This is a genomic window from Acinetobacter sp. 'aerobic (ED)' (assembly GCF_904886855.1).
GTDB lineage: Bacteria > Pseudomonadota > Gammaproteobacteria > Pseudomonadales > Moraxellaceae > Acinetobacter > Acinetobacter courvalinii.
This window is the reverse complement of the sequence record NZ_CAJHGI010000011.1, coordinates 59,777-77,550: the sequence shown is the minus strand read 5'-3', so window position 1 is coordinate 77,550 and position 17,774 is coordinate 59,777. Positions and strand designations below refer to the sequence as shown.

General features: G+C 44.4%; 15 protein-coding genes. 8 read left to right on the top strand and 7 right to left on the bottom strand.

What is annotated here, in order from left to right; genetic code table 11:
* Window positions 1–137: 137 nt before the first annotated feature.
* Both JO943_RS17620 and JO943_RS17615 read left to right on the top strand, forming a co-directional pair.
* On the top strand, window positions 138–2,519 hold the full coding sequence (locus tag JO943_RS17620) for a YgiQ family radical SAM protein (protein WP_202741417.1): 2,382 nt from the start codon (window positions 138–140) through the stop codon (window positions 2,517–2,519).
* A gap of 302 nt (window positions 2,520–2,821) precedes the next feature.
* On the top strand, window positions 2,822–3,361 hold the full coding sequence (locus tag JO943_RS17615) for a DUF2726 domain-containing protein (protein WP_005226302.1): 540 nt from the start codon (window positions 2,822–2,824) through the stop codon (window positions 3,359–3,361).
* On the opposite strand, the gene JO943_RS17610 is transcribed toward JO943_RS17615, so the two are convergent.
* From JO943_RS17610 to JO943_RS17585, 6 genes are all read right to left on the bottom strand, one after another.
* Window positions 3,358–3,714: a RidA family protein gene (locus JO943_RS17610; RefSeq protein WP_004773913.1), complete on the bottom strand. Its 357-nt coding sequence runs from the start codon at window positions 3,712–3,714 to the stop codon at window positions 3,358–3,360. The two genes, JO943_RS17615 and JO943_RS17610, sit on opposite strands and share 4 nt — an antisense overlap.
* Before the next feature lie 371 nt (window positions 3,715–4,085).
* On the bottom strand, window positions 4,086–5,153 hold the full coding sequence (gene dinB / locus JO943_RS17605; protein ID WP_202741416.1) for a DNA polymerase IV: 1,068 nt from the start codon (window positions 5,151–5,153) through the stop codon (window positions 4,086–4,088).
* Window positions 5,143–5,904 (bottom strand): GH25 family lysozyme, encoded by a 762-nt coding sequence (locus JO943_RS17600; protein ID WP_202741415.1) that lies wholly within the window; start codon window positions 5,902–5,904, stop codon window positions 5,143–5,145. The genes dinB and JO943_RS17600 overlap by 11 nt, the downstream gene beginning before the upstream one ends.
* An 11-nt stretch (window positions 5,905–5,915) precedes the next feature.
* Entirely contained in the window at window positions 5,916–6,884 is a 969-nt protein-coding gene (locus tag JO943_RS17595) for a hypothetical protein (RefSeq protein WP_202741414.1), read from the bottom strand.
* 46 nt (window positions 6,885–6,930) lie between these two features.
* Window positions 6,931–8,319, bottom strand: a complete 1,389-nt coding sequence (mdtD, locus tag JO943_RS17590) for a multidrug transporter subunit MdtD (RefSeq protein ID WP_032876051.1) — start codon at window positions 8,317–8,319, stop codon at window positions 6,931–6,933.
* Between the two features lie 195 nt (window positions 8,320–8,514).
* Window positions 8,515–9,141, bottom strand: a complete 627-nt coding sequence (locus JO943_RS17585; RefSeq protein WP_032876048.1) for a TIGR00730 family Rossman fold protein — start codon at window positions 9,139–9,141, stop codon at window positions 8,515–8,517.
* Window positions 9,142–9,466: 325 nt separating this feature from the next.
* Between JO943_RS17585 and JO943_RS17580 the strand changes: the two genes are divergently transcribed.
* From JO943_RS17580 to JO943_RS17560, 5 genes are all read left to right on the top strand, one after another.
* A complete protein-coding gene (locus tag JO943_RS17580) occupies window positions 9,467–11,050 on the top strand; it encodes a TerC family protein (RefSeq protein ID WP_199975384.1) in 1,584 nt (527 codons plus the stop codon).
* Between the two features lie 167 nt (window positions 11,051–11,217).
* Complete coding sequence (locus JO943_RS17575; RefSeq protein WP_202741413.1) at window positions 11,218–11,688, top strand: YchJ family protein; 471 nt, start codon at window positions 11,218–11,220, stop codon at window positions 11,686–11,688.
* Window positions 11,689–11,740: 52 nt separating this feature from the next.
* A complete protein-coding gene (locus JO943_RS17570; protein WP_005226310.1) occupies window positions 11,741–12,385 on the top strand; it encodes a trimeric intracellular cation channel family protein in 645 nt (214 codons plus the stop codon).
* A gap of 250 nt (window positions 12,386–12,635) precedes the next feature.
* A complete protein-coding gene (gene parC / locus JO943_RS17565) occupies window positions 12,636–14,855 on the top strand; it encodes a DNA topoisomerase IV subunit A (RefSeq protein ID WP_202741412.1) in 2,220 nt (739 codons plus the stop codon).
* Between the two features lie 157 nt (window positions 14,856–15,012).
* Window positions 15,013–16,692: a long-chain-fatty-acid--CoA ligase gene (locus JO943_RS17560; protein ID WP_005226312.1), complete on the top strand. Its 1,680-nt coding sequence runs from the start codon at window positions 15,013–15,015 to the stop codon at window positions 16,690–16,692.
* A gap of 48 nt (window positions 16,693–16,740) precedes the next feature.
* Here JO943_RS17560 and JO943_RS17555 read toward each other — a convergent pair whose 3' ends face one another.
* The gene (locus JO943_RS17555; RefSeq protein ID WP_005226313.1) at window positions 16,741–17,133 is read right to left on the bottom strand and encodes a hypothetical protein; all 393 of its coding nucleotides are present in this window, start codon (window positions 17,131–17,133) and stop codon (window positions 16,741–16,743) included.
* A gap of 150 nt (window positions 17,134–17,283) precedes the next feature.
* On the opposite strand from JO943_RS17555, the gene JO943_RS17550 reads away from it, so the two are divergent.
* Window positions 17,284–17,682: an MAPEG family protein gene (locus JO943_RS17550; protein WP_005226314.1), complete on the top strand. Its 399-nt coding sequence runs from the start codon at window positions 17,284–17,286 to the stop codon at window positions 17,680–17,682.
* Window positions 17,683–17,774 lie beyond the last annotated feature (92 nt).

Below are 17,774 nucleotides of genomic sequence, written 5' to 3'. Positions count from 1 at the left end.
ACTTTATACAAATAATTTGTTATCCCCTTGTTCCTGAATGTTTTATAAACAGGGAAAATGAATGAAATTCATGTTAAAATGATCGGCTTTCATCTTTAGATGTCTCTCCTCCATCTGCTAGCCGAGATTCGCAAGCCATGTCTACTGCCTATACCACGCAGACCGCGCCAAAAGCGCTGTTTGATTACGACAAATATTGGGCGTCGTGTTTTGAACCCGCACCATTTTTGCCGATGTCACGAGAAGAAATGGATCTGCTCGGCTGGGATGCATGTGACTTTATCTTGGTGTGTGGAGATGCCTATATTGACCATCCTTCATTTGTATCGGGTGTGATCGGGCGTGTGCTTGAAGCACAAGGCTTCCGTGTCGGCATCATTGCCCAGCCAGACTGGACCAATGTCGAGAGCTTCCGCGTTTTAGGCAAACCGACCATTGCATGGGGCGTAACCGCAGGGAACATGGATTCGATGATCAACCGTTATACGGCAGATCGTAAAATCCGTTCTGATGATGCCTATTCACCGAATAATGAAGCAAATAAACGTCCAGACCGTGCAGCAACTGTCTATTGTCAGCGTTGTCGTGAAGCCTTCCCGGATGTACCTGTTCTACTCGGCGGGATTGAAGGCAGTCTACGCCGTATTGCGCATTATGATTACTGGTCAGATAAAGTCCGTCGTTCAATCTTGATGGATTCGAAGGCTGATTTATTGATGTACGGCAATGGCGAGCGCGCCATTATCGATGTGATGCATCGCTTGGCCAAAGGTGAAAAAGTTCACGAGATTACCGATGTTCGCGGCACCGCATTTATTATCAATAAACATAATAAAAAATCGAAAGCACAATTTGTCGAAATCGCCAGTAACGATGTCGATACTGTTGGCCGTGTCGATCCGATTATCAATCCTTATGTGATGAACGAGGATATTGATGGCTGTGAAGTTGAAAAAGAAAAAGGCAACTCACTGGCACAATATCAAAACTTCCAGAAAGAAATTGTGGCTAACCCGATTGTGCGTGAAGGTGACAATCTGGATCCGGACACCCAGATCGTACAGCTGAAAGCTGCACCCTCAAAAGCAATTAAACATAAATTACCGCCACGTGAGCTGGCCGTGATCCGTTTACCTTCTTTTGAAAAAGTGGCCAATGATCAGGTACTCTATGCCCATGCCAACCGTATTTTGCATCTGGAAACCAATCCGGGTAATGCGCGTGCTTTGGTACAGCGTCATGGTGAGCGTGATGTCTGGATCAATCCACCACCAATTCCTTTAACGACTGAGGAAATGGATTACGTGTTTGATTTGCCTTATGCACGTTTACCGCACCCAGCCTATGGCAATGCGCGTTTCCCTGCATTTGACATGATCAAGTTCTCTGTGAATATCATGCGTGGCTGTTTTGGTGGCTGTACTTTCTGTTCGATTACTGAACATGAAGGCCGGATTATTCAGAACCGTTCGGAAGATTCAATTCTGCGTGAAATTGAAAAAATCCGTGATACCGCACCTAATTTTACCGGCATTATTTCGGACCTCGGCGGTCCAACCGCAAATATGTATCGTTTGCACTGTAATGATCCTGAGATTGAAAAGAATTGCCGTAAACCATCTTGTGTTTATCCAGGCGTGTGCCAAAACCTGCATACCGATCATGCGCCTCTGGTTCAGTTATACCGTAAGGCCCGTGAAATCAAGGGCGTGAAGAAGATCCTGATTGGTTCAGGTTTACGTTATGATCTGGCTGTGCTGAATCCTGAATATGTGAAAGAGCTGGTTCAGCACCATGTCGGCGGTTATCTGAAAATTGCGCCTGAGCATACCGAAAATGGTCCATTATCGAAGATGATGAAACCGGGCATCGGGACTTATGACCGCTTTAAGCAGATGTTTGAGCGTTTCAGTAAGGAAGCAGGTAAGGAACAATATTTAATTCCGTACTTTATTGCTGCGCATCCGGGTACCACCGATTATGACATGATGAATCTGGCGATCTGGTTAAAGAAAAATGGTTTCCGTGCCGATCAGGTGCAGACTTTCTATCCATCACCAATGGCAACTGCGACCACGATGTATTATTCAGGCAAGAACCCATTGTCTAAAGTGGCGCGTTATACGGAGAGTGTGGACATTGTCAAAGGCGAAAAACGTCGTCGCTTGCATAAAGCTTTCTTGCGTTACCATGATCCAAACAACTGGCCGTTATTACGTGAAGCCTTGAAGGACATGGGCCGTTCTGACCTGATTGGTAATTCAAAACAGCATTTGATTCCGACCTATCAGCCACAAGGGACCGCTGAAGGTGAATATAAGTCTGCACGTAAGAAGAACTCGAGCGTTGCGGGAGACTCGGCAAAACGTGGTCAAACTTCAAACCGTTCTTCATCTGGGCAAAAACGGCCGCAGAAAGGCCAGGTATTAACCCAGCACAATGGTTTACCTCCCCGTGAAACAGGTGAAAAGAGACCATTCTCTGGTAAGCCAAAATCCAAAGCAAAAGCCCATCGTTAATTTGATAGAAAAAAGGCATGATATTTCATGCCTTTTTTATTTTCATCGCAGGCAAAGATTTATATTTTGATCACAAAACCATCAGGATTGGAAACATAAACTGACAATAACGACTTGAATAATGCCAGCGTAATGATTATAAATAAAGGGTAGAGGGCAGTTACGACTTTGGTCGTCTGGAAAAACACGATTAAAAAACTTAAGTTTGCACTGCAAAATGAATTTGCTATCGCTGTTATTGATTAAAAAAATTGGCTTAAAGCCAAAAATGATTATAAAAAATCTAAAGGGATTGATGGGTAATGTATTATTTCATAACAATAGTTGGATTGCTGTTGATTACAGCATTAGCACTTCGCCGCCTTCAACAAAACAGGCGTCAAGACAGTCCATTAAAACGCCGCGGTATTTTGAATATTGCCGAGCAGATCACCTTAATGCGTTTGCAAGCCGTTTTGCCACGTCATACCGTATTGGCACATGTATCTTTTGACGCCTTACTCACCACCAAATTTGCACATACGCGCCGTAAATATCAAGGTTTGGTGGCTGACTTTGTGGTGCTCGACCAGCAACATCAGGTACTGGCGATTATTGAGATTGCAGACGAATCGTATGTTAATCGCCTGCATCAAAAACATTATCAGGACAGTTTACTCGAGTTGGCCGGCTATCGTGTATTGCGCTATAGCAGCATTCCGACCGAACAGGAATTAAGAGAAGATCTGATGCCTGATCTGTTTGAACCGATGACCATTCCAACCACGGTCGTCACATCAGCTCCGCTGCCAAAAATGGAGCGGATGATGAAATATAATGAATTCGCCGTAAAATCGTATTAATCAGGGCGAACCGCAGTCACTGTCATTTCAACCAGAACATCAGGTGCATAAAGTTTAGATTCGACACAGGTACGTGCTGGGGGATGTCCCTCAGCAATCCATGCATCCCATACCGCATTCATGGCGGCATAATCTCGTTCGATATCTTTTAGAAAAATGGTAATTGATAAGATATGGGTCTTGTCTGTACCTGCATCTGCCAGAAAACGATCAATATTGTCTAAAGTTTGCTGTGTTTGTGCACTTACATCAACACTGGTGTCATCTGCCAGTTGGCCTGCGAGATGAACAAGATTTCCTGAAATTGCGACCTCGCAAAAACGTGAAGTGACATGAAGTCGTTGCACAGACATAGTGATTCCTTAATGAATGGGATACTGTCTGGATTGTACTTGATGCAATTGAATCGCAGTGTAATTTTGTATAAATCAGGCGGAAAAAGTTTCTATTTCCATTAAATCATCAGGGAATGAAGGAGGAAATGAAAAGCGAAAGATAAAGAATTTTGATTGGAAAAAGAAGCAACTCAACAACATCGGAAGTGCCCTGTAATCTTCGGATTTGATCGTCACACCAATCACAGGAGCAGATGCTAAAAGCGAGGTTTTCTTTAGCAAAGCGCATAACATGGATAATGTTACGGCGTTGTTTAGAGTACTGAATATTGCATAAAAAGCAAACATAAATTTGAACAATAATCATGCTTCTGTTTAAAAAAACAGCACTACCACAAAGAAAGCTGGGATTCGTCCTGTGCCGTCTGTAGCTGGTAAACACCGACCCCGACCAGACGGAACTGTAACGCTGGATTGATATGCATTTCATTAAGCAACTGGAAAACCACTTGTGCTAAGTCCTGTTGTGATTGCAGGGCCTGTTTAAAGCTTTTACTGTGCTGCAACACCTGAAAATTTTTGAGTTTAAGTTTTACACTGACCCCGCGTGCGCTCAGTTGTTTTTTATTCAGACTGTGCCATACCTGCTCGGCGAGCGGCTGCCAGGCATGCTGACATTGTTCGAGGGTATAGTCGTCATCAAAGGTAATCTCTTTGGAAATCTGCTGGCGTTCGCGTTCTACTTTTACAGGGCGGTGGTCAACTCCCTGAGCATATAAATACAGCTGTTTGCCGTATTTGCCAAAATGATGAATCAGGACATTCTCTTCGATTTTTTGCAGATCACCCAATGTATGCAAATTCAGCTGGCTTAATCGTTCCTGAGTGACCTTACCGACTCCCGGGATTTTACTTAGCGCTAAATCCTGAATAAATTTCAATACTTGATGCGGTTTAATCACAAATAAGCCATTGGGTTTGTTCCAGTCCGAGGCGATTTTTGCCAGAAACTTGTTTGGTGCCACACCGGCAGAAGCTGTCAGTCCCGTAATTGCAAAAATATCGGCACGGATTTGCGCTGCCACTTCAGTCGCACTCGGAATATTCTTCAAATTTTCAGTCACATCCAGATAGGCTTCATCTAAGGACAGAGGTTCAATCAAAGCTGTATATTGCTGAAAAATCTGATGAATCTGCGCTGAAACTTCACGATATTTTTCAAAGTTGGGTTCAATCACCACCACCTGTGGGCAGAGTTTTTTGGCTTGTCCCATCGACATAGCTGAACGCAGTCCAAAGACACGGGCTGGATAGGAGGCAGCCGCAATGACCGCACGCGGATGGTGTGAAGATACCACCACAGGCAGATCTTTGAGATCAGGACGTTCTCTCAGTTCGACTGAGGCATAAAAGGCATCCATGTCGATATGGATGATTTTTCGTAATTCATTTGGCATCTTGAATGCCTTGCTGTTTCAGGAAAATTTGCCATTGCTTAGGTGATTCTGCATAGACATTTAAATCCACTGCTTTGGGAATACCTGTAATTTTTCCCTGACTGCTATGTTGCCAAAAAGTCCATTGGCGACCATCCTTGAGTTCAGGTTTGCCTTCATAATCTCTGACCCAAAGCGGTGTTTCGGTGAAATTTCCCATCAACACAATATGATAAAAGCTTTTCGAGATATAAAAGATCGGCTGTTTGCCATAATGTTTGTGCAGTTGGTCATGCATGACCTGAATTTCTTTCAGTAACTGCTCTTTGGTATAGGTATTGATACAGTTACTGTCATATTCCAGATCAATGGCAGGTGGCAGGGCATCCGCTTTCTTCGGCACGGTTGCAATAAAATTTTCAGCCTGTACCTTACCGTCACGACATAGGCGATAGAAATGATAGGCGCCGACATGTAAGCCCTGTTCGCGGGCCTTGAGCCAGTTTTGCTGGAAATTACGGTCACGGAAATCGCCGCCTTCGGTGGCTTTGAGATAGACAAATTGATACTGCATCGGAGAGATCTTTTTCCAGTTGATCTCACCTTGATGATGGGAAACATCAAAACCACGAATGGCATAGTCTTGCGCAGCAGCTTTCTGTTGATAGAACAGACCGAAATAACTCACCACACCCAGCATGGCTGCTAATCCGATACTGGCATAGGTCGGATAGTGTTGAGAGAAGGACGATGCTGCGGATTTCTTTGCCATAGTATTAGTGATTATGCGAGGTCGAGATGAGTGCCAGATTTGCAGTATTGATCATGTAGCAATTGTACCCGTTTCGCCTTGGCATTGACCATCTGACTACCAAATTGTTCCACAAATCTACAGGAAGCATAAGGTTCGGCACGCTGTTGATAATCGTGAATCCAGTTATTTCTACTGGCGATATGTTGCTGATCGACGGGCCAAACACCGAAGCCTAAGCGCTGCATGCCAATGCGCCACGGTTTTGGACTGATACGGGCCCGAAAGCAGTGCTGGTTTTTACACATCCGGACATAGTGAGGATCAGCCTTGATCGACTGAAACAGTAACTCGGCTTCTTTTCCATTGGCGTCAAAGGTTCGATGCATTGCCAAGATCCGGTGTCCCTTTGGCGTACGATAGACACGCAAATGCCAGTCCGGATGCTGTTGAGAAAAGTTGCGGATCGAGGCAAGTGAGCGCTGTTCAGGTGTCGTGGTAAAACGTTGTTGTAGTCTAGATAAACTCTTGGCAAAAACACGGATCAATAGAAATGACATCATCAGGCCAATAATCAGAATCAGCCAGGACATGAAATAAGCAGCGACTGCGATTGAAAGTAACAACAGCAAGAAAAAAGTAGCAATATGCACGGTCAATTGAGCGGATTCTGCAAAGTCGATATCGGCAAATAGCACATCAGGCGTGTTTAGGCATAAGGCGCCGTAGGCATTGCGCGTGATCACCACATCATCATGCTGGGCAATAATTTCTTCGCGGATGGGCAGACCTTCGGCACCGTTATATGAGGATTTATGATCCATTCGATGAATGTTTTCACCGGCTTTAATCTTCTCAATCGCTTGTGCAATACGGTGCTCTGCATGCACTTGGGCCGCCGCTAGGCTCTGATCTGACCAGCCAAAACGTTTAAGCGTGTAATGACGTCCTGCTATACGGGTTTTTACTTTGGCTTCAGCCCAGTACCGGGGAATAAGCATTGAATATTTTCCTTATTATTTTGATATAGTTGCCACAGCAATATCTTTAATCGGTGGTTTCTTTAGGGATCTGCCAGAAGACCATCGCCGTAATGATGTTGATACAACCGAGGGTAATAAGGGTGGCATGGAATGCGGTGCTAATCGAAGCAGATGAGAAATATTGACCAAATACATTGATCAAGGTACCTGCCAGTGCCACGCCCATACTCATGGACAGCATCATAATCATCGATAAGAAACTATTGCCGCTGCTGGCATCCTGCTGAGGTAAGTCTTTCAAGGTCAGGGTATTCATACCGACAAACTGCAACGAATTGAGAGTACCAAAGATAAACAAATGCAGGATTTTCAGCCACAGTGGTGTCGCTGCCGTCATCAGGGAAAAACTGGCAATACACAGCCCGACCAACACGGTATTGGTCAGTAAGAAACGGCGATAACCGACCCGTTGAATCAGTGGGCGTACAATTGGCTTGGAAAATAATGAGCCCAGTACCATCGGGATCATCATCAAACCGGTAATGAACGGTTCGAAACCAAATGCCACCTGTAGCATGAGCGGTAAAATAAAGGGAATCGCATTACTGCCCAAACGGGCAAAGAAATTGCCTAAAACCCCGACCGAAAAAATTTTGTAGCCAAATAAGCGCCCATGAAACAGCGCATTCTGATGAGTATGGGCATGGTAAGCATAGCCTGCCGCAGCGATCAGTCCAGCCGCCAATAGTGCTAAACTGATCAGCCGGGAATATTGCGGTGTCGCGATATTCTCGATGCCCAAAGACAAGCCGACCATTGCCACAATTAATAAGATAAAGCCGCTTAAATCAAAGGATTTGACCGTAGGTTCTTTGCGATTCGGCATGATTTTGCAGGTCATGATCATCCCGAGAATACCCATCGGAATATTGATCAGGAAAATCCAGTGCCAGGTGGTGACTTCCACCAGCCAACCGCCTAAGGTAGGGCCCATTAATGGACCCACCAGTCCGGCCAGACTCATCAGGCTCATGGCGGAAAGAAATTGTGAGCGTGGAATAATCTTGAGTAGGGCCAGACGACCTACCGGCATCAGCAATGCGCCGCCAACACCTTGAATTACCCGGAAAAACAATAGTTGTTCCAGATTCTGGGATAAGCCGCAGCCGAGCGAAGCCAGACTAAAAATGATCATGGAGCTCAGATAAATATTGCGGATACCAAAGCGATCTGCCAGCCAGCCACTTAAAGGAATACATGCCGCAACCGACAATACATAGGCCACAATCACACCATGCATTTGCAAGGGGTTTTCATTGAGTTGTACAGCCATGGCTGGAATCGCGGTATTGACGATGGTGGTGTCCAGTGCCTGCATAAAAAAGCCAATGGAAACCAGAAGGACCAATAATCGGAATTCGGGTTGTACTGCCTGATGGGTTGTGCTGGTCATGAGCCTTGATGAGTAAAAATTCAGCTTTAGTTTAATGCAAATAGGCGTGAAATAAAGACAAAAATTGTCAAATAGCGGTCATGAAACTGACATTAAAATGTTGGTGAGTCCGTCGGCTTCGTCTCAGGATTCTCCTGCTAGACTAAGGGCCATAAAAAAAGCGGATCCAATCGATCCGCTTTTTTTATTGCAATCTTATACTTCAATATGGCTTGGCGCATTCAGGTTCTTGATCGCGCTTGAGATTTGTTCAAGCGTGTCACAAATAACAACTTTGGCACGATGTTGTGGTGGTAAAAAACCTTCTTCAACGGCATGATCCAGTTGCGCAATCAGTGCATCATAAAAAAGGTTCACGTTATAGATAATCATGGGTTTCTGGTGCTGGTTGAGTTGTCCCCAGGTTGCAATTTCCAGAATTTCTTCAAAGGTACCCAAACCACCCGGCAAGGCAATAAAGGCACTGGCCCGTTCGGCCATCAGTGCCTTACGTTCATGCATGGACTGGACAATATGCAGCTCGGTCAGACGGTGATGGGCAATTTCATAATCCAGCATGAATTCTGGGATCACACCGACCACTTCACCGCTATGATCAAGTACGGTATCGGCGACTTGGCCCATCAAGCCAATGCTGGCACCGCCATAGACAATACCAAGACCCTGAGCTGCAATATGCTGGGCCAGTTCGATGGCTTTATCACGGTAAATCGGTTTATTGCCGGTACGTGAACCGCAATAAAGGGCAATGAGAGATTGGGTGGTTTTTATGGGAGTAGGGGTAATGCTTTTCTTTTCAGTCATTATTAGAACACTATTCATTCGTTTATTTTCACCTTATCATTTTCGTTGTGCTTGTCTAGGCTAATCGAGCTTTATGACAGTTTTATGCACATTTTACATACAAAGTGGTTTTGTAACGCTTGGAAAGAATTTGCAAACAACATCAACATAAAAAAGATGAATTTCAGTGAAATCTTGCCTATACTGAAAATCCTTTTATTAATTTATGTCCCTCTATGAGTAGTGGTTGTTGTCGCTCCGCATTGTTCCTATTTCCTACAAAAAATGTTTTGGCTCATCGTGCCGACCTTTTAAAAATTCAACTTCATAACAATATTGCTGATTTTGCAGAGGAGTCACGTCAATGATTCTGGAATGGATGTCTGACCCCGCTGCATGGGTTGGTTTAGCAACATTGGTGGTGCTTGAAATTGTACTGGGTATTGATAACCTTGTTTTTATTGCAATTTTGGCAGAAAAATTACCGCCTGAACAACGTAATGCCGCTCGTAGAGTAGGTTTGGTCCTTGCCCTGTTAATGCGTCTGGTGCTACTGGCCTCAATCGCCTGGGTGGTGACCTTAACCGAACCGTTATTCCATATTTTCGATCATCCGTTTTCCGGTCGTGACCTGATTTTACTGTTTGGTGGTGTGTTCTTGTTATTTAAAGGCACCATGGAACTGCATGAACGGATTGAAGGCAAGCAAGCGCTAAAAGAAGAAAATCCTGTACATGCGGCCTTCTGGATGGTCGTGGTACAGATCGTGGTGCTTGATGCGGTGTTCTCGCTGGATAGTGTGATCACGGCTGTGGGTATGGTGAAAGAACTGTCGATCATGATGATTGCGGTGACCATTGCGATCGGTATTATGTTGCTGGCTTCACGCCCATTGATGGACTTTGTCAACAAGCATCCAACCGTAGTAATCCTGTGTCTCGGCTTCCTGATGATGATCGGTTTCTCATTAGTGGTTGAAGGCTTTGGTTTCCATATTCCAAAAGGTTACTTGTATGCAGCGATTGGCTTCTCGGTATTGGTAGAAATGGTCAATCAGACCATGCGCCGTAATCAGGAAAAACTGGTTACCACCACCGATTTACGCTATCGCACCGCTTCTGCCGTCTTGCGCATGCTGGGCAATAAAGGCAATGGCAATGAAAGCCAGAACAACGAAGCTGAAGATGTATTGGCGACACAAGCTTATGCCAAAGAAGTGTTTGATGAAGACAATGGCGTGTATCACAGCGTCTTGGTACAAGGTGTGCTTGGTTTATCTGAGCGTCCAGTCAAGTCAGTGATGACTCCACGTCCAGAGCTGGAATGGTTAGATCTGGATGATGATCCTGCCGAGTTGAAACAACGTTTGATGGCCATGACCCATTCACGTTTGATCGTGGCACGCGGTGAGCTGGACAATATCGAAGGTATTGTTTTAACGCACAAAGTGCTAAACGAATACATCGAAACCGGTGCGATTGATTTTAGTAAACATTTACGTGAACCGGTGATTGTGCATGAGAATGCACAGGTCTTGATGGTCATGGAACAGTTACGTCAGGCACCGTTGCAAATGGCGATTGTCCTGAACGAATACGGTTCCATTGAAGGGATTGCAACGCCGATTGATGTATTAGAGGCGATTGCGGGTGAATTCCCTGATGAAGATGAGCTGGAAGCTGCGGCTGAAAGTCTTGATGATGGTTCGATGTTGCTGGAAGGTTCAACCGATATTCGTCATGTGTCTTTGTTATTGGGTAAAGATTTAGTCGATGAAAGCGAAGAATATTCAACTTTGTCAGGCTATATCCTGTTCCACCTCGGTCGTTTACCTGAAAATGGGGATACGGTTGAAGTCGATGGCTATCGCTTTGAAGTGGTCACTATGGATGGCCACAAAATTGAAAAAGTGCGCATTATTGCCAAAGAGAAGCCAGAGCAAGATTAAGCAATGCCCGAGAAGCATTGTTGCGCAAGATTCGGCATGCCGGGTCTTGCGAAAGTCTTCTGTGCTTTGTGTGAAGAAGTAACTAAGCAGTAGAAACTGGATAGCCCTGAGTTTAATCGTTGTAATGCAACGGTTGTCCTCGGGCTATTTTTATTTGAGAATTCAACATGATTTTGTCAAAGAATTGCCCTTGCGGACATGGACCTTATGCTGAATGCTGTCAGCCTTTACACTTGAAACAGCAGTTTGCACTCAATGCCGAACAATTAATGCGCTCGCGCTATAGCGCTTTTGCTTTGCAACAGATTGATTATATTCTGGAAACTACGGCTTTAGGGCAACAATCCGCTTTGGACCGTACCGCAATTGCTGACTGGAGCCAGTCCAATCAATGGCTGAAACTGGAAGTGATCCAGCACCAGCCCAAGCTGGATAAAACCCATGCGCTGGTTGAATTTAAGGCGCATTATCATGATGGTAAACAAGCACATGTGCATCATGAAATTTCACATTTTGTGTTGCATCAACAACAATGGTATTTCTTGGATCCAACGCTGGATATGCAAATCACCATGAAACAACCCTGCATTTGTGGCTCGGGGAAAAAATTTAAACAATGTTGTGCACAATTCATCTAACTTTGTCTTAGAATAGCGCACACTTTTACGCCTGATTTAGGGATGTAGGCAGATGTTACTCACCGTAATTTATATTATTGCCATTACTGCGGAAGCGATGACTGGGGCATTGTCAGCGGGTCGACGTAGTATGGACTGGTTTGGTGTGGTGCTGATTGCCTGTGTCACGGCCTTAGGTGGCGGTTCGGTACGTGACGTGCTGCTCGGGCATTATCCTTTAACCTGGGTTAAACATCCTGAATATTTAGTGCTGACCTGTGCTGCGGCTTTTGTCACCATCATTATCGCCAAATGGATGCGTCATCTGCGCAATATCTTCCTGGTACTGGATGCGCTTGGTCTTATTGGCTTTACCATTATTGGCTGCCAGATTGCCTTATCGATGGGACACGGTTTTGTAGTGTCTGCGGTGGCAGGGGTATTAACCGGAGTATCGGGCGGTATTCTGCGCGATATTCTATGTAATGACGTGCCGTTAGTGTTCCGTCGTGAGCTCTATGCCAGTATTTCCTTTGTCGCGGTGATTTGTTATTGGGTCTGTCTGGAAGTCGGTTTACCCCATGATCTGACGGTAATTTTTACTTTGGTATTTGGCTTTACCTTACGTTTGATCGCAATTTATTTTGGTTTGGAAATGCCGAAATTTATTTATCAGGAAGATGATGCCGATTCGGCTTCTTCCACAGATGAGCATTGATCTGATTCAATTGAAAAAGAAAAATACGCGCTAAAAAGCGACTTTGTACAACAAAAGAGGCTGGTCCAGATTGCGGCTTTATGCCGCTTATCGGCTGGTATATCATGAAGAATGTTTAACTTTTGAGGTCTTGTCCTCTTAGCAAGACACCATTTGACGTTTAAACAACAACAAGGGCTTGTCACAACGCCTGCATCCACATAGCATACAAAACATTGACGATAACAATGATTTTGGATGACTTGCTGAAATGACCAGCCTTGCACATCATGCAACAGAAAACCGTTCCGTAGCCGAATTCACTGAGCAGGCTTACCTGAACTATGCCATGTACGTGATTATGGATCGTGCATTGCCGCATATCAGTGATGGTTTAAAACCTGTACAACGCCGTATTGTCTATGCGATGAGTGAGCTTGGCCTGAAATCGACAGGCAAGCCGAAAAAATCGGCTCGTACTGTTGGTGACGTACTGGGTAAATACCATCCGCATGGTGACTCAGCCTGTTATGAAGCGATGGTATTGATGGCACAGCCATTTAGCTATCGCTATCCACTGGTTGAAGGTCAGGGTAATTGGGGTTCGCCGGATGATCCAAAATCATTTGCTGCCATGCGTTATACCGAAGCCAAACTTTCTGCCTATAGCGAGTTATTACTCAGCGAATTGGGGCAGGGTACCAGTGAATGGCAGGACAACTTTGATGGTTCAATGAAAGAGCCGATCACGTTGCCAGCACGCGTCCCGAACATCCTGTTAAATGGTACCACGGGTATTGCGGTGGGGATGGCAACCGATATTCCGCCACACAACTTGCGTGAAGTGGTCAAGGGCACCATCGCACTGATTCGTAATCCTGAAACTTCAGATAGCAAACTGGCAGAATATATTCCGGCCCCAGATTTACCGACCAAGGCTGAAATCATTACCCCGCCAGAAGAATTACTCAAAATTCAGACCACAGGTCGTGGTAGTTATCGTATGCGTGCCGTGTATACGGTCGACAAAAATGAGATTGTGATTACTGAACTGCCTTATCAGGTTTCGGGTTCCAAAGTGATTACCCAGATCGCAGACCAGATGATTGCCAAGAAGTTGCCGTTGGTCAGTGATGTTCGTGATGAGTCGGATCACGCCAATCCTACCCGTTTGGTGATTATATTACGCTCGAACCGTGTCGATGCCGAAACGGTGATGAGTCACTTATTTGCCACCACGGATCTGGAATCCAGCTATCGTGTCAACTTGAACATGATTGGTGCGGATGGTCGCCCACAGGTGAAATCGATTCGCCGTATTCTGCTCGAATGGATCGAGATTCGTAAGCAAACCGTGACCCGCCGTTTGCAATATCATTTAACCAAAATTGAAAAGCGTTTACATATCCTGGCAGGTCTTTTAATTGCCTACTTGGATATTGATACAGTGATCCGGATTATTCGTGAAGAAGATCAGCCAAAACCGGTACTAATGCAGCATTTTGGTATTGACGAGATTCAGGCGGAAGCAATCCTCGAACTCAAACTTCGTCATTTGGCCAAGCTTGAAGAAATGGAAATTCGTCGTGAACAGGAAGAACTGGAAGCGAAAGCTGCGATTATTCGTGAGCAACTCGCCAATCCGGAATCATTAAAAAACCTGATCATTAACGAATTAAAAGAAGACGCGAAAAAGTTTGGTGATGATCGTCGTTCACCGATTGTGGCGCGTGCGGATGCAGTGCAAATTAAAGAACAGGATTTAATGCCTGCTGAGCCTGTGACTGTCGTATTGTCGGAAGCCGGTTGGGTACGTGCTGCCAAAGGGGCAGAAGTAGACGCAGCAAATCTGAATTATCGTGCGGGTGACCAGTATCTCAGTCATGCAGTGGGTAAAACCAATCAGCGGGTGTATTTCCTGGATGAGACCGGGCGTAGTTATGCCTTGCCGATCAGCAGTCTGCCTTCGGCACGTGGTTTGGGTGAACCGCTCAGTTCAAAACTTTCACCCGCCAGCGGTGTGTCCTTTATTCAGGTATTTATTGATGAGGAGAGCAGCGAACTGATTGCAACCAGTTCCAACGGTTACGGCTTTAAGAGTCAGGCGGCCCAGCTAGACACCAATGCCAAAGCAGGAAAGGCTTTCCTGACGGTTGCAGACAAAGCCACTGCTTTACCACTCTTGCCTATTCAGCAAGCCACCCACGTTGCCATTCTGAGTTCATCGGGTCGTTTACTGATTATTGATTTAACTGAACTGCCAGTTCTCAACAAAGGTAAGGGTAACAAGTTGATACAACTTGATGAAAAAGAGCAAATTTTATCCATGACAACCCTGACGTTAGATGAAATAATCCAAGTCGATGCAGGACAACAGCATCTGAAGTTGAAAGGGGATGATCTACAAAAATATCTAGGAAAAAGAGCAACAAAGGGGCAACTTTTACCACGTGGATATCAAAAAGCAAATAGACTCCTCATTCAGAGATAAGGCTAGTATTCTGTGATACAAATACGTTATATATGACAATGTATTCATATTGTTTGGATAGATTGACAGGGCAATTCAAAAAGTTAAAAAAAATGTTTTGCCATGGAAAGTAACGTTGTTACATTTTTAAGGATTACCACTCGGAGATAAGGGCATTATGGAAAAAATTTGGTTTGCTGAATACCAAAAGACAGGAATTCCAGAAACAGTTGAACTGCCTGCTGAAAACACCTCACTTGTTGATATTTTTGAACGCAATTTCCAAAAATTTGGTTCACGTGATGCCTTTATCTTCATGGATAAAGTTTTAACGTTTAATGAATTAGAAGTCGCTAGCCGTAAATTTGCAGCTTATTTACAAACTTTGGGTTTAGCCAAAGGCTCGCGCGTTGCGGTAATGATGCCGAACGTTTTTCAATATCCAGTGGTGGCATTAGGGGTTTTCCGTGCAGGTCTGGTACTGGTAAATGTCAATCCACTCTATACCGCACGTGAGCTTGAGCATCAGTTGAATGACTCCGGTGCTGAAGTCTTAGTGATTATTGAAAACTTTGCCAATGTTTATCAAAACATTATTGGCAAAACACCAGTGAAGCATGTTGTGGTGGCTTCAGTGGGTGATATGCTCGGCACCCTGAAAGGGACCATTGTAAATTTTGTTTTACGTAAAGTACGTAAGCAAATTCCAGCATGGAATATTCCTGGTCACACTAAATTCAATGCGGCATTAAACAAAGCCAGTCCAAGCAATTATAAGCGTCCAAGCTTAACCTTGAGCGATACCGCTGTACTCCAATATACCGGCGGTACAACAGGTGTTTCTAAAGGGGCTGAATTAACGCATCGTAATCTTGTGGCCAACTTGCTCCAGTGTGAAGCGATTTTCTCAAGTAAGTTTGGCGGTTCTGATAGTGCCAAAGGTGATCGCATCGTATGTGCATTACCGCTGTATCACATCTTTGCCTTCATGGTGTGTGCGCTTTACGGTATGTATAAAGGCCAAGCCAATATCCTGATTCCAAATCCACGTGACTTGCCTGCGGTGGTGGGTGAATTACGTAAATATCAGCCTTCATTCTTCCCGGCGGTAAACACTTTGTTTAATGCCTTGGTAAATAACGAAGAATTCAAACAGCTTGACCATAGCAATCTGAAGATGGCAATGGGCGGTGGTATGGCGGTGTTGCCATCGACTGCAGCGGCATGGAAAAAGATCACAGGTACCACCATTATCGAAGGTTATGGCTTATCTGAAACTTCTCCGGTTGCAACTGCAAACCCACCTGCTACAACTGAATTCAGTGGCACAATTGGTATTCCATTGCCATTAACTGAAGTTGCGATTCTGGATGATGACGGTAAAGAAGTTGCACTGGGTGAACAGGGTGAAATCTCGATCCGTGGTCCACAAGTCATGAAGGGCTATTGGAACCGTCCAGACGAAACTGCGAAAGTGATGACGGCTGACAACTTCTTCCGTACCGGTGATATCGGTGTAATGGATTCACGTGGTTATGTGAAGATCGTTGACCGTAAGAAGGACATGATCCTGGTATCTGGCTTTAACGTTTACCCAAGTGAAATCGAAGAAGTGATTGCGAAACATCCGAAAGTATTGGAAGTGGCTGCAATTGGTGTTCCAGATGAAAAATCAGGTGAAGTGCCGAAATTGTTCATCGTGAAAAAAGACCCTTCTTTAACCACAGAAGAAGTTATTGCTTATGCGAAACAGAACCTAACAGGTTATAAGTGCCCACGTTATGTTGAGTTTATGGAAGAATTGCCGAAATCAAATGTCGGTAAGATCTTACGTAAAGATTTACGTAAACCAGCTTAAGAATAAAGCTAAAAAAAGCGCCGCAATTGCGGCGTTTTTTTATTGGATTTATTTAGTACGATTTGATTTCATTAACCAGCGGTCAATATAAGGTCGGCCAATCCCTACAATACCCACAAAAACCACCATCGTGGCCAGCTGGAAACGTAAACGGGTCGGATCAATGCCATTAAAGCTAAAATAATTATCGGCAACGGCATACAGCACAATCACGGTCAGCCAGTGCCAGAGGGTCAAGCGATAAATACCGACTGCATAAAAGGCAACGGTCAGAATCACAAAAGTACCCAGCGTAGACTGCCAGTTCAGATTGGCACAAATCACACTGAGTAGAAATGCCATGATCGGTAATACGATTTTGAGTACACGATCAACCAATTGCTGGTGCTGGCGTTGTTGAGCAAGGACCTCAAACATTTCTTTCTGGTCGGGTTGTGGCATAGATTGACCTTAAAACAGTATGAAAAAACACAACTTTTACACAAACAAGTTGTGTAAAAGAAACGCTTGTTGAACAAGCACACATGAATGTTCAATAAATTATAAGTTATGATAGCATGATCAGAAGAACTTCAAATGATGGATGTCAGCATGCAAGGTATTAGCGGCATTATATTGATTATTATCGTCGCATGTTTATTGCCGTATGTTTTTACCTTGATTGCAAAATCGAAAGGTGGTTTTCAAGCAAAAGATAATCAGAATCCTCGTGATTTTTTAGCGAAAACAACAGGGCTGTCAGCACGGGCAAATGCGGTACAACAAAATAGCTTTGAAAGTCTCCCTTTATTTATTGCTGCGATTTTGATGGCAGAATATATGGTGGTTCCTGAACGCTTTATTCTGACTTTTGGCTGGGCCTATATCGTCTTTCGTGTGATTTATGGCATTTGCTATCTGGCTAATCTGGCCACATTACGTTCAATCATCTGGTTTTTCTCGCTACTTTGTCCAATTTTACTATTTGTGATTACGATCAAAATGACCTGATGACAGCTGGCTATAAAATTCGCCAGCTCGCTACATATCTAGCATCATTTTCGCTGGATTCACGTTATAATCGGTCCGATTTACATCTACTT